This is a genomic window from Plastoroseomonas hellenica, assembly GCF_018129085.1.
GTDB lineage: Bacteria > Pseudomonadota > Alphaproteobacteria > Acetobacterales > Acetobacteraceae > Plastoroseomonas > Plastoroseomonas hellenica.
Genome location: NZ_JAAGBB010000009.1, coordinates 50,318 through 73,844 on the forward strand (window position 1 = coordinate 50,318; position 23,527 = coordinate 73,844).

The following is a 23,527-nucleotide window of genomic DNA, read 5'->3' on the forward strand; positions in this document are numbered from 1 at the left end:
GATGGAACCCTTTGTCGCGCTACGTTCCGCTGCCGTGCCCTTCGCACGACCGAACATCGACACCGACCAGATCCTGCCGGCGCGCTACCTGTCGCGCCCGCGCGACGACAATCACGGCGCATACTTGTTTCGCGACCTGCGGCTGGCGACTGACGGCAGCGAGGTGCCGGATTTTCCGCTCAACCAGCCGCATTGGCGGGATGCGCGCATCGCACTCGGTGGACGCAACTTCGCCTGCGGCTCCTCGCGTGAGAACGCGGTCTGGGCCTTCTACGACCACGGGGTGCGCGCGGTGATCGCGCCGTCCTTTGGCGACATCTTCGCGAACAACGCGGTGAAGAACGGCATGCTGGCGGTGACGCTGCCGGCGGCGGACGTGGCGACGCTGATCGCGCAGGTGCAGGCCGATCCTGCTGCCGAGATCGCGGTCGATCTGCCGTCGCAGACCGTTACCGGACCGGACGGCGCCACCTACCGCTTCGAGATCGATCCCTTCGCCAAGAAGTGCCTGCTCGAAGGTCTCGACGAGATCGCCTTCACCCTGAACCACGCCGAGGAAATCGCAGCCTTCGAGCGGCGCCTCGGCCGCGACAATTATTGAACGGAGACGCCCATATGCATATCGCGGTTCTCGGTGGGGACGGCATCGGTCCGGAGGTAACGGCTGAGGCCGTAAAGGCATTGCGTGCCGTCGCCGCCAACGGCCCGCAATTCGAGATGACCGAGGGCAAGATCGGCGACGCCGCCTACGATACCACCGGCGACCCGCTGCCGGAGGCAACGGTGGTGCTGGCCGAACGCGCGGATGCCGTGCTGTTCGGTGCTGCCGGCACTTATGAGAGCGACCTGCGGCCACCCGAAGCCCGCGGCGGGCATGGGCTGCTGCGGCTGCGCAAACGGCTGGACCTCTTCGCCAATTTCCGGCCGGTGCGAGCGATCCCGGAGCTCGCGGGCGCTTCCACCCTGCGGCGCGAGGTGCTGGAGGGTGTCGACCTGGTGGTGCTGCGCGAGCTGACCAGCGACATCTATTTCGGCACTCCCCGCGGCTTCAGCACCGCAGGCGGCGAGCGCAGCGCCTTCAACACCATGCGCTACACGGAAAGCGAGATCCGCCGCGTCGCGCATGCCGGCTTCAAGGCGGCGCAGGCGCGCCGTGGCAAGCTCTGCTCCGTCGACAAGGCGAATGTGCTGGAGACGATGCAGCTCTGGCGCACGGTGGTGACCGAGGTCGGGCGCGAATACCCGGATGTGGAGCTCACGCATCTCTACGTGGACGCGGCGGCGATGCACCTGATCCGCCGTCCCCGCGACTTCGACGTGATCGTCACTGGCAATATCTTCGGCGACATCCTGTCGGACGCGGCGGCGATGCTGACGGGATCGCTTGGCATGCTGCCCTCCGCCTCCTTGAACGCCGAGGGACGCGGGCTCTATGAGCCGGTGCACGGATCGGCACCGGACATCGCGGGGCGCGACATCGCGAACCCGCTCGCCTCGATCCTGTCGGCCGCGATGATGCTGCGCCTGTCCCTCGGCAAGCCCGAGATGGCGATGCGGGTGGAGACGGCGGTGCGGCGCGTACTGGCCGAGGGCCTGCGGACCGCTGATATCATGGAAGAAGGCGCCACCTTGGTCGGCACCCAGGCCATGGGCGACGCGGTGGCGCGGGAGATCGCACGCTTGCCGGACTGACCCGCATGAAAACACAGGGAGGAAACCAAGAATGACCATCACCACGCACCGCCGGGCGCTGCTCGGCGGCGCACTTACGGCGCCATTCCTCGCCCGCGCCGTACAGGCGCAGGGGGACTGGCGGCCGGACCGGCCGATCCGCTTCATCGTGGCCTTCGCGGCCGGTGGCGCCGCCGATACCGCGGCACGCTCGATCGCGGCCGACATGCAGGAAGCGCTCGGTCAGAACATCGTCATCGAGAACCGTACCGGCGGCAATGCCGTGGTCGCGGCGGCCGCGACGCTGCAGTCACCGCGCGACGGCTACACCTTCCTGGTCGATGCGGCCAATCAGCTCACCAATCCGGCGCTGATGCGCGACCTGCCCTTCGACTACCGCACCGCCTTCATTCCGGTAACGCAGATCTCCTCCTTTCCCCAGGTCGTCGCGGTGAAGGATGACTTCCCGGCGCGGACCCTCCAGGAATTCATCGCCGCCGCGAAGGCGCGGCCGTCCACCATCAGCATCGGCACGCCGCCGGCGGCCGGCATGGCGCATCTGGCGCTGGCCGCGCTGGAGCAGAAGGCGGGCATCCAGCTGCTGCACTCGCCCTATCGCGGCGGCGCCGATGCGGCGCGCGACATCATGTCCGGCAGCATCGACGCGGTGCTGATCACCACTTCCTCCGTCCGCCCGCCCGTGCAGGCTGGCAAGGCACGGGTTCTGGCGGTGACCAGCCTGGAGCGCATCCCCTCCCTGCCCAATGTGCCGACCATCGCGGAATCGGGCTTTCCCGGCTACGACATGAACGACTGGAACGGCCTCTTCGCTGGCGCCGGCACGCCACGCGCCGCGATCGAGCGGATCGCGGCGGTCGCCGCGGTTTCCGCGCGTGCCCCTGCGGTGCGGGCGCGCATGGATCCGGCCGGCGCGATCATGATCGGCAATTCGCCGGCGGCCTTCGCCACCTGGCTCGACCAACAGCGGAGCGTCGCGGTGCAGGTCATCCGTGACGCCGGGATCACACTGGGATGAGGCGGCGCTAGAGCATGATGCGCTTGTAAGTGCTCACGCATCATGCTCCAGCCCTTGTTTGATCGCGTGATTCAGATTTTTCGGCCGGACCGGCCTCAAGTCATCACGCTCTACTCCGCGACACCGAAGCGATAGCCGACGCCCGGCTCGGTGCGGATCAGCCCCGCCGCCGCCCCGAGCTTCTGCCTGAGATGGCCGATATGGACGCGCAGATACTGCGCGTCCTCCACATGTGCCGGCCCCCAGATTGCGGTCAGCAACTGACGCTGCGTCACCACCCTGCCTTCGCCGGCGCGCGCCAGGGCGACCAGGAGATCCCATTCGCGCGGCGTCAGGCGCAATGGCTCCTCGCCATCCAGCCGCGCGATGCGGCGCGGCAAGTCGATCTCGAGCGGGCCGGCGCGCAGCACGGCCGGCGGAGCGGCAGCCTCTCCCGCGGCGCGGCGCAGCGCCACCCGCACCCGCGCCAGCAGCTCCGCCAGGGCGAAGGGCTTCTCGACGTAGTCGTCGGCGCCGGCATCGAGTGCCGCCACCTTCTCCTGCTCGCGGTCACGGGCGGAGAGGATGATGATCGGAACCGCCGTGAAGGCCCGCAGGCGGGGGATCGCCTGCTGCCCGTCCATGTCCGGCAGGCCGAGATCGAGCAGGATCAGCGCCGGCGCACCGGTGGCGGCCTGACGCAGGCCGTCGGCGGCGGTGTCGGCGCGTAGCGCTGCATAGCCGGCGGCCTCCAGCGCGGGGCCCAGGAAGCGATGGATCTGCGGCTCGTCGTCCACCACCAGGATGCGCGGCGTCATGTCGGGAACCTCACTGTGACACGCGCCCCGCGGCCTTGCGCGATCGGGCTCTCGGCTGCGATGCGGCCGCCCATGGCATGAGCGAGGCCACGGCTGATCGCCAAGCCGAGCCCGGTACCCGCGGCGACACGGTCGGTGCGGGTGGCGCGGAAGAAGGGGTCGAAGACGCGATGCAGGTCGCCGGGCGGAATGCCAGGGCCGTCATCCTCGACGGCGATCGCGACCTCCGGTCCTTCGCGCCGTGCGCTGATCGCGACCTTGCCGTCGGGCCCGGAGAACTTCACCGCATTGTCGATGAGGTTGCCGAGAATCTGGTCGAGCAGCACGGGATCAAGGCGCGGCGGCGGCAAGCCGGGCGCGATGTCGCGCAGAATGGCGCGGCCACCGACCCGGGCGACGGCCGCCTCGATGGCCGCGGCGACGTCAGTCGGCTCCCGGCGCGGCTCCACCTGGCCGCCCTCCAGACGCACGATGTCGAGGATATTGGCGATGTAACGGCCGAGCCGCGCCGCCTCCTCGCTGGCGGCGGCCACCAGGTCATCGCGCGTCGCGGGCGGGAGGTTCGGGGTGGCCAGCGTCTCCAGCGCACCGCGGATCGAGGTGAGCGGCGTCTTCAGATCATGCCCGAGAGAGGTGAGCAGCGCGGTACGAAGCTGCTCCGTCTCCGCACGCGCCGCGCCGCGTGCCCTCTCCTCGACGAGCTGCGCACGTTCCAGTGCGACCGAGGCCTGGTCGATCAACGCGGTGAGGGTGGCGCTGGCCTCGGTGCCGAGCGGCTCGTTCGGGCGCAGTCCGAGCAGGCCGAGCACCGCCGCGCCTTCGCCTTGCACGGTGCGCAGCGGGCGGAACTGCCAGGCGGCGGCAGGCAGCGTATCCGTGCCCTGCCCGGTCGCGCGGCCCTGCGCCATGGCCCAGCGGGCAGCCGCCATGGATGCCTCGTCCGGCTCGGCGTCGAGGGGGGCGGAAGCACGCAGCACCGGTTCCGGCGCCGTCTCACCGGGGGCGGGCGGCAATGGCATCAGCATGCAGGCGGGACAGCCGGCGATGCGCGCCGCTTCCTGCGCGATGGCATCGAGCAGGTCACCGCTGCCGGCGGTGGCGCCAAGGCGGCGGCTGAACTCCACCAGCCGTCGCAGGCCGGCAAGCCGTGCGCGAGCGGCGCGGACCGAGCGGCCAAGGCCACCGGTGGTACCGCCGAGCAGCAGCGCGACCAGCGCGAAGACGACGACACCGACCACATCCTGCGGTCCGCCGATCGTGAAGGTGTAGCGTGGCGGCAGAAACAGGAAGTTCCAGGCCAGGAAGGCGAGCACGGCGGTGGCGAGGCCGTGCAGCGGCCCGAAACCGACGGCGGCGGCGACGATCGGCACCAGATAGACCATGCCGATGCCGGCATCCGGCACCAGGCCATCGAGCGAAAGGCCGACCAGCGTCGCGGCGGCAACCAGCAGCGGTGGCGTCACCCAGGGCAGCCAGGCCGGCAATGGCCGGATCGCCGGCGGCGGCGGCCGCGGCCCCGTCGCAGGATCGGGCACCAGGTGCAGCGCGAAATCGGAACCCTCCCGCAGCAGCGCCGCGGAGAGCGTGCGCCCGAGCAGCCGCCGCCAGGCCGGCGGGCGCCCGCGGCCGACCACCAGATGGGTGACGTTCCGCGTCCGGGCCGTGTCGAGGATGGCACTCGGCAAATCGGTCGCAACCACCACCACGATCGCGGCGCCGAGCTGTTCTGCCAGGCGTAGTGCCGCGCCGGCATCCCCTGCTGAATCGGGTCGCTCGACATGCAATGCGACCAGCGGCGCCTTCAGCGCATCGGCGATGCGGCGCGCGGCGCGCACCACGCCTTCGGCGGCCGCGTCGGTGCCGATCAGCGCCATGACGCGATCGCCGCTCGGCCACGGTCCTTCGATGGCATGGGCGCGCATATAGCCGGTGACATCGGCATCGACATGTTCGGCGGTGCGGCGCAGCGCCAGCTCCCGCAGCGCGGCCAGGTTGCCCTCGCGGAAAAAGCCTTGGAGCGCGCGCTCCGCCTGGTCGGCGCGATAGACCTTGCCCTGGCGCATCCGCTCCAGGAGCTCGGCGGGCGGGATGTCGATCAGCTCCACCGCATCGGCGCTGCTGAGCACCTGGTCGGGCACCGTTTCGGCGACGCGCACCCCGGTGATCCGCGCGACCGCCTCCGCCGCGCTTTCCAGGTGCTGGACGTTCATCGTCGCCCAGACCTCGATGTTGGCGGCCCGCAACTCCTCGACATCCTGCCAGCGCTTCGGGTGGCGGCTGCCGGGAGCATTGCTGTGCGCCAACTCGTCCAGCAGCAGGATGGCGGGGCGACGGGCCAAGGCAGCGTCGAGGTCGAACTCCTCCAGCACCTGGCCGCGATGCTCCAGCCGGGCACGCGGCAGCACGGGAAGATCGCCGATGCGGGCGGTGGTCTCGGCGCGGCCATGGGTCTCGACGATGCCGATCACCACATCGTCGCCCGCGGCGTAGCGGCGCTCGGCCTCGGCCAGCATCTCGAAGGTCTTGCCGACGCCGGGGGCGGCGCCGAGGAAAATCTTGAAACGGCCGCGCCCTTCCCTCGCGGCGCGGGCGAGCAATGCGTCCGGGTCCGGGCGGCCGGGATCTGGGCGGGGTGACATGGGAGAGATATAGCCCAGACCGCCGTCCCGGCTAATCAGGCAGAGGAATTCCCAGCAAGATGTTGCCCAGGCCCTTGCCGTGGATGTCCTGGGCGAGGGAGATCGTGAAGCCGTCGCCGACCGCGCGCCCGATCACGACATTGAAGGCCTTGAGGCTGCGATCTCGCAGCGCCGCACACCGCCACCGGTACGGATGCTGTCGCGCGTCCTATTCGATCCGGACGCCGGAGGCTTCGACCACCGGCAGCCAGAGCGCGAGCTGCGCCTGCCAGAAGCTGCGGAACTCCTCGGTAGTGCTGCCGGCGGGCTCGGCGCCGCTTTCGCGGAAGCGCTGGCTGGCCGCTTCGTTCCGCACCGCGCCGCGGATCGCACCTTCCAGCCGTTGGATCACCGGCGGGGGCGTGGCGGCGGGGGCGAAGACCGACATGAAGTTCATGATCTCGAAATCGGCCAGCCCCTGCTCGATGGCCGTTGGCGTGTCGGGCAACAGCGTGTTGCGGGTGCGGTCGAGCGTAGCCAGGGCACGGATCTGCCCATTCTTCACGAAGGGCGCCTGGGAGGCGATGCCTTCGACCAGGAAGTCCACATTGCCCGCCATCATGTCGGCATAGACCAGGCCAGCGCCGCGATAAGGCACATGCACTGCCTGGGTGTTGGTGCGCATGTTGAGGAGATGCGCACCGAGATGGTTGATGCCGCCGGTGCCGGAGGAGCCGTAGGTGAGCTGGCCCGGACGTTCGCGCATCAGCGCGATCAGCTCCGGCAGGCTGCGGGCCGGCACGTGGTTGCCGACGGTCAGCACCATCGGCAAGGTCGCGACCAGCGAGACCGGTGTGAAGGCGGTGCGTGGATCGAGCCGCGGGTTGCGGATCAGTCCTGCGTTCAGCACCGCGTTGGTGATGCTGAAGAAGGCCAGGGTATGCCCATCGGCCGGTGCCGAGATCACCGCCTCCGCGCCGAGCACGCCGGCGGCGCCGCCGCGATTCTCGATCACCACGCCACGGCCACCGAGCCGCTCCTGCATGCCGGGTGCCAGGATGCGGGCGATGATGTCCGTGGTGCCGCCGGGTGCGAAGGGCACCACCAGGCGGATCGGCTGGCGCGGGAAATCGGACGCGCCCTGCGCCCGCGCCACCGCCGGCAGCGCGGCGCCCAGGGCCGCAAGGCCCCGGCGTGTGACGTTCATTGTGTTTCCTCCCCGATAGTGATTTCAGGCGAGCACGAACTGGGCCCCGCAGCCGGCGCAGATGTCGCGGATCTTGGCGACGAGCGTCCCCGGCACCGGGATGCCGTCGCGCAGGCGCGCGGCGCGGGATGCGGCTTCCGGATCACCCGGGACCAGCACCGGCAGTGCCGGGTCGGCAGGCGTCGTCGCGTGCAGCACGTCGATGGCATCATCGAGATCGGCCTCGAACTCGCCTTCGTCGCGGAAGGCCTCGGGGTTGAGCGCCATGAAGAAGTGGCCGAGATTGTCGGGATCCTGCGGCCGCTGCGTCTTCACCCGCAGCGGTGAGAAGGAGGCGCCGGACAGCACGCCGCCCAGGATATGCACCATCATGCCGAGGCCGTAGCCCTTGTGGCTCGCCATCGCGGCGGTGCCGCCGACCGGGGTCAGCCCCCCTTCGTCGCGGTTCTTGATGGTGTCCCAGGCTTCGGCGGCATCGGTGACCGGATTGCCCTTGCCGTCCAGCACCCAGCCGGCCGGCAGCGCTTTGCCCTGTAGGTCGTAGACCTTGACCTTGTTCGCCGCCGTCGTGCTGGTCGCCATGTCGAGCCGGAAGGCACGGTTGCGCTTGGCGGGGGCGGCGAAGGCGATCGGGTTGGTGCCGAGCACCGGCACCGCCGCCCGGGTCGGCACCACGGAGATGGTACGCGTCGCGCTGGTGACGAATCCGACCAGACCTTGCTGCGCTGCCATCTCGGCGTAATAGCCGGCCGCGCCGAAATGGTGGGAGTTGCGCACCGTCACCACGCCGACGCCGGCAGCCTTCGCCTTCCCGATCGCGAGTTCCATGCCGAAGACCGCGGCCGGATGGCCGAGCCCGGCATCGGCATCGACCAGCGCAGTCACCGGATTCTCCCGCACCACGCGCGGCCTGGCAGCGAGGTTCAGCTTCCCCTTCCGGCGCGAGTCGTCATAGTCCATCAGCATCGAGATGCCGTGGCTATCGACGCCCGCGAGGTCGGTTTCGATCATCACCTCGGCGGTGGTCGCGATCAGCGCCGGGTCCATGCCCCAGGCGGTGAGCACTGCGACGATCTGGGCGCGGCAGGTTTCGGCGGGGATACGCTGCACGTGGGTCTTCTCCTTCAGGCGACGCGGCTGAGCGCCGGACGACCGGCCAGCACATCCAGGACCTGCCGCGCGACCAGCTCGGAACTGCGCGCCTGGGTCTCCTCGGTACCGCCGGCGGCATGCGGCGTCGCGACCAGGTTGGGCAAGGAGAGCAGCGGCGTCGATTCGAGCGTCGGCGGCTCCACTTCGAAGACGTCGAGGCCGGCGCCGAACAGGCACCCTTCGCGCAGCGCATCATAGAGCGCTGCCTCATCGACGATGCCGCCGCGCGCCGCATTCACCAGGACGGCGCCCGGTTTCATCAGCGCCAGCTCGGCGCGGCCGATCATATGCCGCGTCTCGGCGTTCAGCGGGCAATGGATGGTGAGGATATCCACCTGCGGCAGCAAGGCCTGCAGCGTCGGCGCCCGCTCATGCGGCAGATCGGCCCAATGCGTCGCGGGTACGTAGGGATCGTAGCCGATCAGGCGCAGATCGAAGGCGCCGCGCCATTTGCGCGCGACCCGGGTGCCGATATTGCCCATGCCGATGATGCCGACGGCACGGCCTGAGGCTTCGAGGCCGAGATAGTCGTCGCGCCGCACCTTGCCGCCGCTGCGCACCGCGCGGTCCATCTCCGCGACGCGGCGCGTGACGGCGAGACCCAGGGCCAGGGCCAGCTCCGCCACCGCCTCGCTGTTCACGCCCGGCGTATTGCAGACCGCGACGCCATGGGCGGCGGCGGCCGCGAGATCGATGGTCTCGATGCCGACGCCCTGCTTGACCACCACCTTCAGGCGCCGTGCACGGGCGAAATCCTCAGCCCGCAATGGCGTCATGCGGACCATCAGCGCATCCGCCTCCTCCCGCCAGTTGACGACGGCGGGATCGTCCCAGAGCACCAGATCCGCCTCCTCCGCAGCGATGGCGATGCCGGCCGGGTGGAAGACGTCGAGGACGAAGATCTTCGAGCGATTGCTCACGTGCCGGGCTCCGCCAACGCCTTGCGCAGGCCGGTGGTCCATTGGCTGGCCGCGGCGGTCAGGAAGCCGATATCGGTCTGGGTTGTGACGAAGCGCACGCCGCGCCGGATCGCCGCCGCCTGCCGCGCCACGTCGCGGTTGCCGCCGCAGCCGGCATGGATGCCGTGCTTCTCGGCCGCCGCGATGGCGCGGTCCATCGCTTCGGTCACCGCGGGATCATCGAACCGTCCCGGCTTTCCAAGCGAGACCAAGAGGTCGTTGGCGCCGACATGGATGACGTCCACGCCGGGCACCGCCGCGATCTCCTCCAGCGCCGCCAGGCCCTGCGCGGTCTCGATCATGCAGACGACGAGGGTCGCGCGGTCGAGCGCGGGCACCGCCTCCGCGATCGGCATGCTGCGGTAGTCGAACTGCGGATAGCCGCCGGAGACGGAGCGGCCGCCGATCGGCGGAAAACGGCAACGGCCGACGGCGCGACGCGCCTCCTCGGCGCTATTGACGTCGGGGAAGACGATGCCGGAGACGCCGTTGTCGAGCAGCAGCGAGACATCCGGGTCGTCGACGCTGCGCACCCGCACCACCGGCGCGACACCGATCGCGAGCGCGGTATGGGCAATGCCGATGATGGTCTCCAGGTTGAAGATCGAATGCTGGACATCGATGAAGAGGAAATCATGCCCGGTCGCCTTGGCGATGCGCGCGATGTCGGGGGAGCGCGCCAGGCGCACGCTGAGGCCGAGTGCGGCCTCCCCGGCCTGCATCCGCTCCTTCACGGGGTTGATCAGCATGAGCACTCCTCCGGATCTATTCGGGCTTGAGGCCAGCGATCTCGACGCCACGCCGGGCCTTGGCGATCTCGGCCTCGAGATAGGGGATGAAGCCTTCCGGCCGTTGCTGCGCCGGCGTCGCCAGCGCACCGCCGAGGGCGAGCAGCCGCGCCTGGATCGTCGCGTCGGCCAGGGTCGCGACCAGCGCCTCCTGCAGGCGCGCCAGCGCCGGTGCCGGAGTGCCGGCAGGGGCGGAGACGCCGACGAAGGCTTCGGCGGTGAAGCCCCCGAACCCCGTCTCGATGAAGGTCGGCACCTCCGGCAACGCGGCGGAGCGTTCGGGCGCGGCCACCGCGATGATGCGGGCCCGGCCGGTGCGGTGCAGGTCGAGCACGCCGGACAGCTCGGTCAGTGCGCCGGAGACGGTGCCGGCGACGATGTCCGGGATCGCAGCACCGCCACCGCGATAAGGCACATGCATCAGCCCGGCGCCGGTCGCGGCGTTGAAGAGCTCCAGCGGCAGGTGATTGGCGCCACCGATGCCAGAGGTCGCGATGGAGATGCGCCCGGGCTGCGCCTTGGACAGCGCGACCAGCTCGGCGAGGCTGCGCGCCGGCACGGCATTGCCGAGGATGATGACCATCGGCATGCGGCTGATCAGCCCGACATGGGCGAAGTCCCGCAGCGGATGATAGCTGAGGTTCGCCTGCACCAGCGGATTGATGACCAGTGGTCCCGCCGTGGCGCCGAGCAGCGAATGGCCGTCCGGCCGCGCACGGGCGATCTCCGCCGTCCCGATGCTGCCACCGGCACCGGGCCGGTTGTCCACCACCATCGGCTGGCCGAGCCATTCGGCGAGGCCCGCCGCCGCGATGCGGATCGTCAGGTCGCCATTGCCGCCCGGCGCGAAGGGCATGACGATGCGCATGGCCCGGTCAGGCCAGGCCCAGGCGCGGTTCGCGGCCAGCGTGCCCGCCGCCGCCAGGCCGGCCATGATTCCGCGACGATGGATGCTGCGCATGCGCCTGGCCGTGCCCCCTCGCGCGCCGTCGCCGGCGCTGTCCTTGTGCGGAAGCCTGCGGGGGGCATGCCGGATCGGTCCAATCGCAAGACCGCCGCAGCCCATAGACGCATGCTATGGGCGAGTGACCAGCGCGTCCGCCACCGCGTCCAGGATCAGCGCCGCCAGCGACTGGCCGAGGCATTCGCCGAGCCGGTCGGCGGCGGCGACCCGGCCCTCGCGCGGGGTGCGCTCCAGGTCGATGCTCTCATTGTCGGCCCAGTGCTGCATCAACTCGTAACGGTTGAAGAGCGGCACGCCATGGGTGGCGGCGGCGATGCGCAGCACCGCGCGATAGGGTTCGATATCCGCATTGGCACGCATGAATCGGGAGAATTGCTGGTCCATCAGCACCGCGTCGATGCCGCGCTCCCCGAGCTTCGTCAGCCCGGCATCCAGCCGGGTCGCGAGCCAGTCGGTATCGACACCGCGTGCCGCCTCGACCGTGCCAGCCTGCCAGATGACGAGGTGCGGCGGCGGGTTCGCAGCGGCATCGAGCAGCGTCAGCATGTCGGCCGCCGTCAGGCCGCGGCCACCCCGCACCGCGACCTCGACGCGCAGGCCTGGACGCAGAGCACGCAGCCGCGCTTCCAGCCGCGCCGGCCAGGCGGCGGCAGGACCGCTGCTGCCGGGGCCGAGGACGGAGGCGGACCCGACCACCAGGATGCGCAGCGCCCCCTCTCGCACGGCTTCAGCCGTGATGGGCAACGGTGCGTCGGAATCCAGCCATTCCGCTGGCGCGTCGCAGGGTCCGGCCTGCACGGGGGAAGCCGCCGTCGCCAGAAGCATCAGGCCAAGCAGGGCGGCACAGGGGATCCGCATCAGGCCGGCCTCCCCGGGGTGACGGGCTGCGGCGTCGCCGCGCGGGGCGCACGTTCCCGTTCCTTATACCAGGCGGCCAGCGCGCCGACGGCAACGAGGCTCAGCAGGCCAGCCAGGTTGACCGCGGCCTGCATCGTCCAGCGGTCCGACTGCTCCAACGCCAGGCGGCCGAGAAAGGCGAACAGGATGCCGCTGCAGAAGACCGGCAACCCCTGCTTGCCCATCAGCACGAAGGGCGCGGCCATCCGGGAGCGGAGCCATGCAGCGCCGATCGGCACCGCATGGGCCACCAGATAGGTCAGCGCCAGGATCGAGAGCAGCCGGAAGGGATGCAGCGAGGTCTTGTCCACATCGGTCAGCAGCCCGGTGAACCAGCGCGGTGCCAGCAGCCCGAGGTTGGGGCGGTGCCAGCCGAGGAACAGCAGCACGAAGGTGAAGACCAGCCACAGCGCCACGGCGGCGCCGAGCAGCCAGTGCCAGCGGATCGCCAATGGCGGGCGAGCGCCGTCGGGCGCCCGGTAGCCAAGGGTGCAACCGATGAAGAACAGCAACTGCCAGGCGAGCGGGTTGAAGAACCAGCCACCACCCGCCCAGGTCGGCAGCTCCAGATTGAAGGCGCGCACCACCGCATAGAAAACCACCGCCAGCGCCAGCAACAGGCGCGGATGGCGCAGCAGCGGCAGCAGCAGCGCGAATTGCAGCAACAGCACGATGTAGAGCGGCAGGATGTTCAGGAAGGCAGGCTGGAAGCGCAGCAGCAGCGCCTCCAACAACGCGCGGTAGGGCTCCTGGCCGAAGGCGTCGAGGTGCAGCTCGTCGATGTAGATCGCGGCGTCCAGCGTCGCGGCTGAAAGCCCGACCTGGGCTGTGAACATCACGAACAGCACGATATGCGCGACGTAGAGCGTGCCGACGCGCCGCACCACCTGGGCGCCGGCGAAGAGCCAGCCGTCGCGATCCAGCGCGGCACCATAGGCGATCCCGGCGGCATAGCCGGCGAGCAGCACGAAGGCCTCCGTCGCATCGCTCAGCGCCAGGTTGCGGAGCGTCAGGTTGCCGAGCCAGTTGCCCGGGATATGGTCGATGAAAATGAACCAGAGCGCCATGCCGCGAAAGAAATCCGCGCGGAGGTCGCGCGGGCGGCGATCGCCGGCGGCCGGCGGGGCGCGGGTCGAACCGTCCATGGCGCGTCTCCTTCCGGGAGGAGGAAGGCACTCCGGATCGTTAATGGCGAGGCAAAATTCCGTGGCGGATGACTTGGCGGCGCCGCGCCTTGCAGGCCATGATGCCCCATGCCCCGCCTCCCCCGCCGCGCGGCGCTTCTGGTCGCGCTGGTCCTGACCTCCTTCCCTGCCTGGGCTGCCTGCCCCGCTCTGCCGGTGCCGGGCTTCACGCTGCCGGCCACCCGGATGGCGGTGGCGGAGGGGCGGCCGGTGAGAATCCTCGCCTTTGGCTCCTCCTCGACCGAGGGCTTTGGCGCGAGCGGACCGCTGGCCACCTATCCCGCGCGGCTCCAGGCGCGGCTGCGGGCCGCCCTGCCCGGACAGCGGATCAGCGTGATCAACCGCGGCAAGGGCGGCGAGGACGTGTCGGAGATGCTGGCGCGGCTGCGGCGGGACGTGTTGGACGCCGGGCCGACGCTGGTGATCTGGCAGGCCGGCGCCAACGCCGTTCTGCGGCACATGGACCCGGCGGCATTCCGTGCCGGCATGGAGGCTGGGCTGGACCAGCTTCGCGAGGCGGGTGTCGAAGTGCTGCTAATGGACAGCCAGGTCGCGCCCCGCATCAACGCCATGCCCGGCCACCGCCGGTTCGAGGTGATCCTGGCCGAGATCGCCGCGGAGCGGCACCTGCCGATCTTCTCCCGCGCGGCGCTGATGCGCGGATGGGAGCATTCGGGGCTGGCCAACACTGCGGTGATCGGGCCGGACGGGCTGCACCATACCGATCTCGGCTATGATTGCGTCGCCGGGGCGCTGGCGGAGGGCATCATCGGGGCCCTGCGCCCACCCACTACCGCCGCCAGGCGGTAGTATTTGCTGCCCTCAAACGCCGGGCGCCGGCATCCGCCGGCTTGGCTTCCGCGCTGTCAGGGCGCGCTGGCGATAACGGTCGGTCGCGCGCGGGGCCGCATTCGCGGCCCCGGAGCATCGGCTTCGCCTCGCTCCGCCGAACCGGATGGCGGCCTGCGGCCGCGGCACTTGCACCGTCCGCTATTTTATCTGGGCCGGTGCAGCACGGGGCGCTGGCGCGTCACCGTGCGGCGGCCGCGCTTGTAGGCCATCAGAACCGGCGCCACGCGGCGCAGCGCCATCACCTCGTCCGACGCGTCCAGCACGACGAGATCGGCCGGATTGCCTTCCGCGACGCCATAATCGTCCTGGCGCAACAGCTTCGCCGCATCCTCGGTGATCATGCGCCAGATCGCGGCCACCTCCGCGTCGCTGCCGCGCTGGGTGACAATGCCCTGCATGTTCGCCTGACGCAGGAGCTGGCCGTCGCCGAAGGGCGTGAAGGGGTTCAGGATGTTGTTCGAGGCGACCGAGCAGAGCACCCCATGCTGGGCAAGGCGGTTCGCGTCGACCACGCTGCGCGGCACATCGGCGTCGCGGTGGCGGCCACCGAGGTAGAGATCGGTCGCGGTCAGCACCGTCAGCGCAACGCCGGCGCCGGCCATGCGCTTCGCCACCTCATCGACGCGGGCCGGTGATGCCGCCGCTAGCTTGGTGACATGGCCGACCGCGACGCGGCCGCCATAGCCGTATTGCTCCGTCAGATCGCAGACCAGCAGAGTATCGAGATCATCGGCACTGGCACCGCTGTCGAGATGCATGTCGATATCGGCGTCGAAGTCGCGCGCGATCTCGAAGACGCGGCGGATCTGCGCGGCACGGTCGCTGTCGTAGTTGGGTGCGGCGCCGACGACGCGGGCGCCGGCTTGCATCGCAGCGACCATCAGCGCGTCGGTGCCGGGATTGTTGGTCAGTCCTTCCTGCGGCATCACGCAGATCTCGAGGTCGATGGCCCAGGCATAGGCGGCGATCAGCGCCTTCACGCCCTCCAACCCGCGCAGCGCGACCTTCGGGTCGACCTCGACATGGGTGCGCATGCGGGTGGCGCCGTGCAGGATGCAGTTCTCGATGGTACCGGCCGCGCGCTCGGTCACATCCTCCACGGTGAATGTGTGCTTGACCTCCGAGACGCGTTCCATCGCGCGGTGCGGCATGCGCGTCGCTTCGCAGGCGCAGCGGGCGAGGATGCAGGATTTGTCGAGGTGGATATGCGTCTCGACGAAGCCGGAGCAGACTAGGCGGCCCTCGGCATCGGCCTCCTCCCGCGCTGCGGCGGCGAGGCGCGGGGCGATCGCTGCGATGCGGCCATCCTTCACGCCGATATCGAGTAGGGGGTCGGACGGCGCTGCCTTGGGCAGACGCGCCTGTCGCAGGATCAGGTCGAAATCCATCATAGTCTCCGCTGTCGCGTCCTCTGGGTGTCGATGGGACCACGCGGCACGGTGATTGCAAAGCCTGCGCCAGAGCGTCTCTCGACATGGAGCTTCCGGACATGCCTTCCGTCATCCTTCCGCGCCGGGCCCTGCTGGGTGGTGCGGCCCTGCTCGCGGCCCCTGCGGCACTGCGCGCGCAACCCGCCTGGCCGGAGCGGCCGATCCGCTGGATCGTCAACTTCCCGCCGGCCGGGGCCGCCGACATCCTGTCCCGCGCCATGGGCGACTGGTTCGGCAACCGGCTTGGCCAGCCTATCGTCATCGAGAACCGGCCCGGCGCCGGCGGCATGGTCGGCAGCGACCTGCTGGCCAAGGCGCGTGGCGACACGCATATGGTGATGATGTCGAATGCCGCTTCGCACGGCATCGGGCCGGTGCTCTACGCGAATGTGCCCTATGACCCGCTCGGCGATTTCACCCATCTGCACCTGGTCGGCACCTTCCCGAGCGTGCTGCTGGTGAGCCCGAGCTTCCCCGCGCGGACGCTGGCCGAGTTCATCGACCGCGCGAAGGCGCCGGGCGGGCTGCAATACGCCTCCGGCGGCAACGGCACGATGAACCACCTGGTCGGGCAGTTGCTGGCGCGCGCCGCTGATGTCGAGCTGACCCATGTGCCGTATCGCGGCTCGGCGCCGGCGATGACCGACGTCATGGGCGGCCAGCTTCCGGCGGTGATGGAGAGCCTGCCGACCGCCATGGGCCACATCCGTGCCGGCCGGCTGCGTCCGCTCGCGGTCAGCGAGGCCGAGCGCGATCCGACCTTGCCGGAGGTGCCGAGCTTCTCCGAGGCCGGACTGCCGGCGGTGACCTCCACCAACTGGTTCGGCTTCTCGGCCGCTGCCGGCATCCCCGCCCCGATCGGCGCTCGCTGGCAGGCGCTGATCGCCGAGGCGCTCGCCTCCACCATGGTGAAGGAGCGCTTCGCCGCGATCGGCGTGCGGCCGGGCGCACTGGCTGCCGCCGAATACACCGCCCTGATCTCCGGCGAACTGACCCGCTGGCGCGAGGTGATCCGCAGCGGCGGCATCCGGGCGGACTGAGCACGCCGGTGCGGCAGGTGCTTCCAATCCTGCCACACCACCCCATCTGCGCCACCGACGGAGCGAGGAGCAGGCGCGATGTTCGAGATCATGGTGAACGGCACGGCGCGACGCGTCGATGTGGAGGCGGACACCCCGCTGCTCTGGGTTCTGCGTGACACGCTCGGCATGACCGGCACGAAGTATGGCTGCGGCGTCGCGCAATGCGGCGCCTGCACCGTGCTGATCGATGGGCAGGCGACGCGGTCCTGCCAGGTGCCCGTGGAGAGCGTCGGGACGGCGCAGGTCACCACCATCGAGGCGATCGGCGCGGATCCGGTCGGTGGCCGCGTAGTCGCGGCCTGGGTGAAGAACGAAGTGCCGCAATGCGGCTATTGCCAGTCCGGCCAGGTGATGGCGGCGACCGCGCTGCTGAAGGCGACGCCCAGCCCCTCCGCCGAGGACATCGCCTCGGCGATGACCAACCTCTGCCGTTGCGGCACCTACAACGCGATCGCGGCGGCCCTCGCCGACGCGCAGAGCGCGGGCTGAGGGAGACGGCGATGGACACCCATATGGATGGCCTGGCGCTCCTCCTCCAAGGCGAGGGTGCGGCCCTGAACCTCTCGCGGCGCGGCACGCTCGGCGCCATGGCGGCGGGCGGGCTGCTGCTGGCGCTCGGCATCCCGACCCGGCCGGCGCGCGCGCAGGAAGGGCCGGCGGTCATGGCGCATGCGACCAAGGTCGCCGCCTATCTGGCGATCCGTCCGGATGGTTCGATCACGTTGCAGAATCCCTTCGCCGAGGGTGGGCAAGGCATCCACACCGCGATCGCGCAGATCGTGGCCGAAGAACTGGACGCGGATCTCGCGCGCTTCGCGGTGGAGGTCGCGCCGCCAGGGCCCGACTACCTGCTGCTGATGGGCGGCAACGCGCGCTTCACCGGCGGCAGTTCTTCCGTCCGGTCGTCCTATGCGCATTTCCGCAAGCTCGGCGCCACGGCGCGCGCGATGCTGGTGCAGGCCGCGGCCACTGCCTGGCAGGTGCCACCGACGCAGGTCACGACCGAACCTGGCCGGTTGCTGCACGCGGCCAGCGGACGCAGCGCCGGCTATGGCGACTTCGCGGCGGCAGCGGCGGCGCTGACGCCGCCTGCGGATGCGGTCCTGAAGGACCGGGCCCAGTTCCGGCTGATCGGCAAGCCGGAGAAGCGCCTCGACGTCCAGGACAAATCCACGGGGCGCGCGCAATACGCCATCGACATCAAGGTCGAGGGCATGCTGCACGCCGCGGTCGTGCATGCGCCGCGCGCCGGCGCGGAGCCCGGGGCGGTGACCAATGAGGCCGCATTGCGCGCCATGCCCGGCGTCGTTTCGGTGCATCGTCTGCCGGGCGCCGTCGCGGTGGTCGCCGACAGCTTCTTCCGCGCCCGCAAGGCCGTGGAAGCGGCGGAGGTGCAGTGGACCGCGCTGAGCGGCACGGTGCTGCCGGAGAACTTCTCCTCCGCGAGCCTGTTGGAGACCTTCCGCGCCGCCGCCGACCAGCCGGGCAATCCGGCACGCGATGCCCTGGGCGACGCGCCGGCGGCGCTCCGGGCCGCGGCACGAGTGGTGACGGCGGACTACGACGCCCCTTATCTGGCGCATGCGCAGTTGGAGCCGCCGTCCTCCATCGCGCGCTTCAACGCCGACGGCACGCTCGATGTCTGGACCCCGAACCAGGCGCCGGAGCTGTTCCAGGGTGTCGCGGCGCGCACGGCGGAGATCCCGCCCGAGCGGGTGCGCATCCATTCGCCACTGCTCGGCGGCTTCTTCGGCCGGCATTTCGTCTACGGCCCGGCCAACCCGATGCCGCAGGCGGTGCTGCTCGCCAAGGCCACGCAGCGGCCGGTGAAGGTGATCTGGACGCGGGAGGAGGAATTCGGCCGCGACGCCTATCGCCCGCTCTCCTTCGCACGGCTGCGGGCCGGGCTGGATGCGCAAGGCCGCATCACCGGCCTGCATGCGAGCTGCGTCGGAGAAGGGCCGATCGGCAAGCATTTCGGTGCCGCGGCACTCGGCGATCCGCCGGTCGACGGCTCGGTCGTGGAGGGCGTGGCCTTCAAGCCCTATGCGATCCCGGCGCGCCGCATCGACCACGTCGTGGTGCCGCAGCCGGTGAATATCGGCTTCTGGCGCTCGGTCGGGCATTCGATGAACGACTTCTTCTACGAGAGCTTCCTCGACGAAATCGCGCATGCGACCAGCCGCGACCCGCTGGCGCTGCGACGGGAGCTGCTGGCACGGAGCCCGCGACACCTGGCGCTGCTGGATGCGGTGGTCTCGCTGTCCGGCGGCTGGCGTCCGGCCGCCTTCATGGCCGAAGACGGCACGCGGCGAGCACGCGGCGTGGCGATGGCCTCGCCCTTCGGATCGGAAGTCGCGACCATCGCCGAGGTCTCGGTCGCCGATGGCGAGGTCCGGGTGCATGACGTCTGGGTGGCAATCGATCCCGGCAGCATCGTGAATCCGGCGATCGTGGAAGCCCAGGTGCGGTCGGCGGCGGCGATCGGCCTCTCCTCGGCATTGTATGAGGAGGTGGTGTTCGAAGGCGGGCAGCCGCAGCAGCGCAACTTCGACACCTACCGCATCCTGCCGCCGGACCGGATGCCGCGCGTGCAGGTGCGGATCGTCGAAAGCGGTGCGCCGATGGGCGGCATCGGCGAGCCGGGCACACCCGGCGTGCCGCCGGCGGTCGCGAACGCGGTCTTCACCCTGACCGGCACGCGGCTCCGACGCATGCCTTTCGCGAACACGCGCCTGTCGGCGTCCTGAGAGGTGGTGCCGGACCACGCGCCGGCGCCACCATAAATCTGTCGCTTGACCCGGCCCCCCGCCTCTCGGGACAGTTGCGGGCCGGTGCGATGCGTGACCGTCGCCCTTGCGGGAAGGCAAAGGGGGTGTCGTCATGGCCGACTTCACAACCGAAGTCCGGGAACGGTTCAAAGCGACGAGCAAGGACCGCGCGGCAGTGCGGCGCCTCGTCGCTGCCGGGCGACGCGTGGACGCGGAGCCGAGCATCGACCGCAGCCGGGCCTTCGTCCGCCGCCGCATGCGCCGGGTCGCGCCGCGCGGCCCGGAAGCCTTTACCGGCGACATGATGGAGGCGCTCGGCACCAATTTCCTGTCGGAAGGGGCGCAGATCCGCCGCGCCGTTGGTTATGTCGAGGTCAACGCTCCACGGCGCTCGGTGACCGGCAGCGGCTTCCTGATCGGCGCCGGCCTTTTCATCACCAATTGCCACGTCATCGAGGACGCGGCCGCGGCCCGCGGCACCCAGGTCATTTTCGACAAGGAGATCGACGAGCTGGGTCGACCACGCGCGACGACGACCTTCCTGCTCGACCCCGACCGCCTGCTGCTGCTCTCGCCGCCTGAGGAGCTGGACTATGCCGTGGTCGCGCTGGGCCAGCGCAGCAACGGCATGGCGATGCCGGAGGAGCTCGGCTTCTGCGCGCTGTCCGACAGTCCGGACCGCCATGCACTCGGCATCAACGTCAACATCATCCAGCATCCGCGCGGCTGGTCGAAGATGGCGGCGCTGCGCAAGAATCTGCTCGTCGCGCGAACCGACACAACCTTGCACTACGAGACCGACACCGACCAGGGCTCCTCCGGCGCCCCGGTCTTCAACGATGACTGGGACGTCATCGCCCTGCATCACTGGGGCGAACCCTTCCTCGCCATCGAGGATGACAATGGGCATCCGATCGGCGGCAACCTGAACGAAGGCGTGCGGATCAGCGCCATCTACCGCGACCTCGAGGCCAGACTGACGAAGCTGGATGCAGAAGGCGGCAAGCTGCTGGCCCAGGCGCTCGACAAGGGAAAGCCGCAGACGGCCCTCACCGGCGCCCGGCGCCTCACCCCGCCCCGCCCCGCCGTCCATCGCGAAGAAGCGCACAGCCTGATTGGAGCCAAGCCCATGAGCACACCCTCCGAGCCCGGCACCATCCGCATCACCCTGCCACTCGAGATCACGATCCGGATCGGCGATGGCATGGCGCCGGCGCTGCAGGCCCCGGCCGTCGTCGTGACGCCGCCAGCGCGAAGCCTGACACGGGCAGCGGAGGCGCTGCGCCGCGACAACGACTACGCCAATCGCGAAGGTTACGATGCGGACTTCATCGCCGGCCACGCCCTGCCGCTGCCCAAGCTGAATGCGCGGCTGAAGAAACAGCTCGCGCCGCTGCGCGACGGCGAACCGGATGCGAAGGATGGCGAGCTGAAATACGTGCATTTCAGCGTCAAGGTGAACAAGATCCGGCAGATGGCGATCTTCACCGCCACCAATATCGACGGCGAGACCTATCTCGCCGTGAACCGCAAGACCGGCGCGGTCGAGGATGCGGCCGAGGGCGACACCTGGTTCAACGATCCCCGCGTCAGCGGCAGCTTCGTGCTCGGCCAGCCCTTCTACGGCGAATGGTCGCACCTCTTCGACCGCGGCCACCTGACGCGGCGCAGCGATCCGACCTGGGGCGATGCGGAAGACGCGGAGCGCGCCAACGCGGATACCTTCCACTTCACCAACTGCTCCCCCCAGCATTTCCGCTTCAACCAGGCGGCGCGCTTCTGGCAGGGCGCCGAACGCTACGTTCTGGAGAATGGCGTACTGGCGGCCGGGCAGGGCAAGCGGATCTCGGTATTCCAGGGGCCGATCTTCGACGACCGGATCGATCTTTCGGCCGGCGAGGTGCAGATCCCCTCCTGCTTCTTCAAGATCGTCGCCTGGGAAGGCGCCGACGGCCTGAAATCGGTCGGGCTCGTCGTCGACCAGAAGAATCTCCTCGCCGAAGAACGGAGGTTCATCGGCACGCCGAACGACCTGCCCTCGGTTGATGTGGCCCAGTGGCGGGTGAACATCGACACGATCGAGAAACGCACCGGACTCGATTTCGGCGATGCGATCCGCGATGCCGACACGATCCGCACGAACGGCCAGCCGCTGGTGGGCGGAGAAGCGCAGATCCTGGTGCGCGACTTCGCCGATCTGCTGCCGGTGTAAGAGCCCGCGACGGTCGGTTGTCGGCCGGTGAAAAGCCCGTATCCTCTCGATCAAGATCCTGGAGGAACACGGAATGACGACACGCCGCACCCTGCTCGCCACGTCACTCGCGCTGCCGGCGCTGGCCCGCGGCGCCGCCGCGCAGGGGCAATGGCCGGAACGCGTGGTGCGGGTGATCGTGCCCTGGCCGCCCGGCGGCTCCACCGACGTGATGGCGCGCATCCTGTCCGAACAGCTCAGCCAGAAGCTCAGGCAGAATTTCGTCGTCGAGAACCGGCCCGGCGCCGGCGGCAATATCGGCCACGACGCCATCGCGAAAGCCACGCCGGACGGCTACACCCAGGGCCCGATCACGGTCGGCGGGTGGTCGATCAACCAGTATCTCTATTCGCGCCTGCCCTATGACCCGGACCGCGACATCACCCCGGTCTCGATGCACTGGGAGCTGCCGAACATCCTGGTGGTCTCGGCGCAGCACAACCCGACGCAGAGCTTCGCGGAGTTCCTCACCTGGGCGAAGGCGCAGCGCAACGGCGTCAGCTATGGCAGCCCGGGCGTCGGCACCACCGGGCACCTCTCGGGCTCCATGTTCTGCAACCGCATGGGCATCGACGGCCAGCACGTGCCGTTCCGCGGCGCCGCGCAGATCATTCCGGCGCTGCTCTCCGGTGACTTGACCTTCGCACTCGACAACCTCGCGAGCTACGTGCCGGTGATCGCCGAAGGCCGGCTTCGCGCCTTCGTCATCTCCGGCGCCGAGCGCTGGCCGACGCTGCCCAACATCCCCGTGATGCGGGAGGTCGGAGTCGAGGATTTCGTCGTCACCTCCTGGTGCGCCTGGGCCGTGCCGAACGGCGTGCCGCAGCCGATCATCAACCGCGTGAACACCGCCATGAAGGAAGTGACCGACAGCCCAGAGCAGCAGCAGCGCTTCCTGCGCGCCGGCGCCCGCACCGTCTGGGCGACGCCGGAGGACACGCTGGCCCGCGCCCGGCGCGAGCGCAGCATGTGGCAGGAGTTGGTCCGTATCTCCGGCGCCCGGCTGGAATAATGCTGGCGGCACGAGTAGTTGCTCGTGCCGAGCGCCCGAATGGGCGCCGCCGGTAGTCCGGCGAAGCCAAGGCCGGCGGAGCCGGCCGCCCGGCGTTTGAGGGGGCGTCGGTCGCTCTTCGGGATCGACGCCACTCGTATAATGCGTCCCGGGACGCTACATGGGCGGCATGCCGGACGCCGCCCTCCCCGCCGCCAGGCCGCCCCGCCGGCGCTGGCTCAACAGCCTTTTCGTCGACCATGCGCTGCTGCGCATCGGCTGGCGGAACTGGGGCGTGGTGGCGCCAGGGCGGCTGTATCGGTCGAACCACCCCCTACCCTGGCAGATCCGCGCCGCGCAGCGGCGTTTCGGCATCCGGACCATCATCAACCTGCGCGGCCATCGCCTGGATTGCGGGTCGGATGCGCTGGGGCGGACGGCGGCGGCTTCACTCGGCCTGACCCATATCGACGCTCCCTTCGAAAGCCGTGGGGCGCCGCACAAGGACCGGATCCTGCGCCTGGTGGATATCCTGACGCGGGTCGAGGAGCCGATCCTGATCCACTGCAAGTCGGGCGCCGATCGCACCGGGCTGGTGGCCGGCATCTGGCTGCTGCTGCAGGGCCGGTCGGCCGCCGAAGCCGCGGCACAGCTCACCCTGCGGCACGGCCATGTCCGCCAGGGCAAGACCGGCATCCTGGACGCCTTCTTCGCCGAGTACGCGAAGGCCGGGGACAAGCCCTTCCTCGACTGGCTGCGCGAGGACTACGACGAAGCAGCGCTCCGTGCGCAGTTCCGCAGCCAGCCCTGGGCGGACCGGCTCCTGGACGGCGTGCTCAGGCGGGAATGAACGTGCCGGCTTGAGGCCACTTCGGCC

At 70.0% G+C, this 23,527-nt stretch carries 21 protein-coding genes; 10 read left to right on the forward strand and 11 right to left on the reverse strand.

The window, feature by feature from the left end:
* Position 1: 1 nt before the first annotated feature.
* Genes leuD through GXW71_RS09245 form a run of 3 tightly spaced genes read left to right on the forward strand, consistent with a single transcriptional unit; the run spans position 2 to position 2,707 of the window.
* Positions 2-601, forward strand: coding sequence for a 3-isopropylmalate dehydratase small subunit (gene leuD / locus GXW71_RS09235; protein ID WP_211852202.1), 600 nt, complete (start codon positions 2-4; stop codon positions 599-601).
* Positions 602-615: 14 nt separating this feature from the next.
* Positions 616-1,692 (forward strand): 3-isopropylmalate dehydrogenase, encoded by a 1,077-nt coding sequence (gene leuB, locus GXW71_RS09240; protein ID WP_211852203.1) that lies wholly within the window; start codon positions 616-618, stop codon positions 1,690-1,692.
* Positions 1,693-1,723: 31 nt separating this feature from the next.
* Positions 1,724-2,707 carry a Bug family tripartite tricarboxylate transporter substrate binding protein gene (locus GXW71_RS09245; RefSeq protein ID WP_211852204.1) on the forward strand — a complete coding sequence of 328 codons (984 nt, stop codon included), beginning with the start codon at positions 1,724-1,726 and terminating at the stop codon, positions 2,705-2,707.
* A gap of 110 nt (positions 2,708-2,817) precedes the next feature.
* Here GXW71_RS09245 and GXW71_RS09250 read toward each other — a convergent pair whose 3' ends face one another.
* The 10 genes from GXW71_RS09250 to GXW71_RS09290 all read right to left on the reverse strand — a co-directional run bounded on the left by GXW71_RS09250 (position 2,818) and on the right by GXW71_RS09290 (position 13,234).
* Positions 2,818-3,504, reverse strand: a complete 687-nt coding sequence (locus tag GXW71_RS09250) for a response regulator (protein WP_211852205.1) — start codon at positions 3,502-3,504, stop codon at positions 2,818-2,820.
* Entirely contained in the window at positions 3,501-6,143 is a 2,643-nt protein-coding gene (locus GXW71_RS09255; RefSeq protein WP_211852206.1) for a sensor histidine kinase, read from the reverse strand. Before GXW71_RS09255 ends, GXW71_RS09250 begins: the two co-directional genes overlap by 4 nt.
* Before the next feature lie 31 nt (positions 6,144-6,174).
* Positions 6,175-6,312: an AtuA-related protein gene (locus tag GXW71_RS35605; RefSeq protein WP_456315984.1), complete on the reverse strand. Its 138-nt coding sequence runs from the start codon at positions 6,310-6,312 to the stop codon at positions 6,175-6,177.
* Between the two features lie 39 nt (positions 6,313-6,351).
* Entirely contained in the window at positions 6,352-7,329 is a 978-nt protein-coding gene (locus GXW71_RS09260; RefSeq protein WP_211852207.1) for a Bug family tripartite tricarboxylate transporter substrate binding protein, read from the reverse strand.
* Positions 7,330-7,353: 24 nt separating this feature from the next.
* Complete coding sequence (locus GXW71_RS09265) at positions 7,354-8,439, reverse strand: Ldh family oxidoreductase (protein WP_211852208.1); 1,086 nt, start codon at positions 8,437-8,439, stop codon at positions 7,354-7,356.
* Positions 8,440-8,453: 14 nt separating this feature from the next.
* Positions 8,454-9,401, reverse strand: coding sequence for an NAD(P)-dependent oxidoreductase (locus GXW71_RS09270; RefSeq protein WP_211852209.1), 948 nt, complete (start codon positions 9,399-9,401; stop codon positions 8,454-8,456).
* Entirely contained in the window at positions 9,398-10,189 is a 792-nt protein-coding gene (locus tag GXW71_RS09275; protein ID WP_211852210.1) for an HpcH/HpaI aldolase family protein, read from the reverse strand. Before GXW71_RS09275 ends, GXW71_RS09270 begins: the two co-directional genes overlap by 4 nt.
* A gap of 16 nt (positions 10,190-10,205) precedes the next feature.
* Positions 10,206-11,189 carry a Bug family tripartite tricarboxylate transporter substrate binding protein gene (locus tag GXW71_RS09280; protein ID WP_211852211.1) on the reverse strand — a complete coding sequence of 328 codons (984 nt, stop codon included), beginning with the start codon at positions 11,187-11,189 and terminating at the stop codon, positions 10,206-10,208.
* Between the two features lie 114 nt (positions 11,190-11,303).
* Positions 11,304-12,050 carry an SGNH/GDSL hydrolase family protein gene (locus GXW71_RS09285; RefSeq protein ID WP_211852212.1) on the reverse strand — a complete coding sequence of 249 codons (747 nt, stop codon included), beginning with the start codon at positions 12,048-12,050 and terminating at the stop codon, positions 11,304-11,306.
* Positions 12,050-13,234: an OpgC family protein gene (locus GXW71_RS09290; protein ID WP_211852213.1), complete on the reverse strand. Its 1,185-nt coding sequence runs from the start codon at positions 13,232-13,234 to the stop codon at positions 12,050-12,052. The genes GXW71_RS09285 and GXW71_RS09290 overlap by 1 nt, the downstream gene beginning before the upstream one ends.
* 108 nt (positions 13,235-13,342) lie before the next feature.
* Here GXW71_RS09290 and GXW71_RS09295 point away from each other — a divergent pair, with 108 nt between their 5' ends.
* Positions 13,343-14,083, forward strand: a complete 741-nt coding sequence (locus GXW71_RS09295) for an SGNH/GDSL hydrolase family protein (protein WP_211852214.1) — start codon at positions 13,343-13,345, stop codon at positions 14,081-14,083.
* 185 nt (positions 14,084-14,268) lie between these two features.
* Here GXW71_RS09295 and GXW71_RS09300 read toward each other — a convergent pair whose 3' ends face one another.
* On the reverse strand, positions 14,269-15,513 hold the full coding sequence (locus GXW71_RS09300; RefSeq protein ID WP_211852215.1) for an amidohydrolase family protein: 1,245 nt from the start codon (positions 15,511-15,513) through the stop codon (positions 14,269-14,271).
* A gap of 101 nt (positions 15,514-15,614) precedes the next feature.
* Here GXW71_RS09300 and GXW71_RS09305 point away from each other — a divergent pair, with 101 nt between their 5' ends.
* The 6 genes from GXW71_RS09305 (at position 15,615) to GXW71_RS09330 (ending at position 23,500) form a co-directional block, all read left to right on the forward strand.
* Positions 15,615-16,595, forward strand: a complete 981-nt coding sequence (locus GXW71_RS09305; protein WP_246526416.1) for a Bug family tripartite tricarboxylate transporter substrate binding protein — start codon at positions 15,615-15,617, stop codon at positions 16,593-16,595.
* Positions 16,596-16,673: 78 nt separating this feature from the next.
* Positions 16,674-17,126 carry a (2Fe-2S)-binding protein gene (locus tag GXW71_RS09310; RefSeq protein WP_211852217.1) on the forward strand — a complete coding sequence of 151 codons (453 nt, stop codon included), beginning with the start codon at positions 16,674-16,676 and terminating at the stop codon, positions 17,124-17,126.
* A gap of 11 nt (positions 17,127-17,137) precedes the next feature.
* Positions 17,138-19,387, forward strand: coding sequence for a xanthine dehydrogenase family protein molybdopterin-binding subunit (locus GXW71_RS09315; protein WP_246526417.1), 2,250 nt, complete (start codon positions 17,138-17,140; stop codon positions 19,385-19,387).
* 133 nt (positions 19,388-19,520) lie between these two features.
* A complete protein-coding gene (locus tag GXW71_RS09320) occupies positions 19,521-21,620 on the forward strand; it encodes a DNA/RNA non-specific endonuclease (protein WP_211852218.1) in 2,100 nt (699 codons plus the stop codon).
* A 73-nt stretch (positions 21,621-21,693) separates the two neighbouring features.
* A complete protein-coding gene (locus GXW71_RS09325) occupies positions 21,694-22,671 on the forward strand; it encodes a Bug family tripartite tricarboxylate transporter substrate binding protein (protein WP_211852219.1) in 978 nt (325 codons plus the stop codon).
* Positions 22,672-22,840: 169 nt separating this feature from the next.
* Positions 22,841-23,500 carry a tyrosine-protein phosphatase gene (locus GXW71_RS09330; RefSeq protein WP_211852220.1) on the forward strand — a complete coding sequence of 220 codons (660 nt, stop codon included), beginning with the start codon at positions 22,841-22,843 and terminating at the stop codon, positions 23,498-23,500.
* The last annotated feature ends 27 nt before the right edge of the window (positions 23,501-23,527 follow it).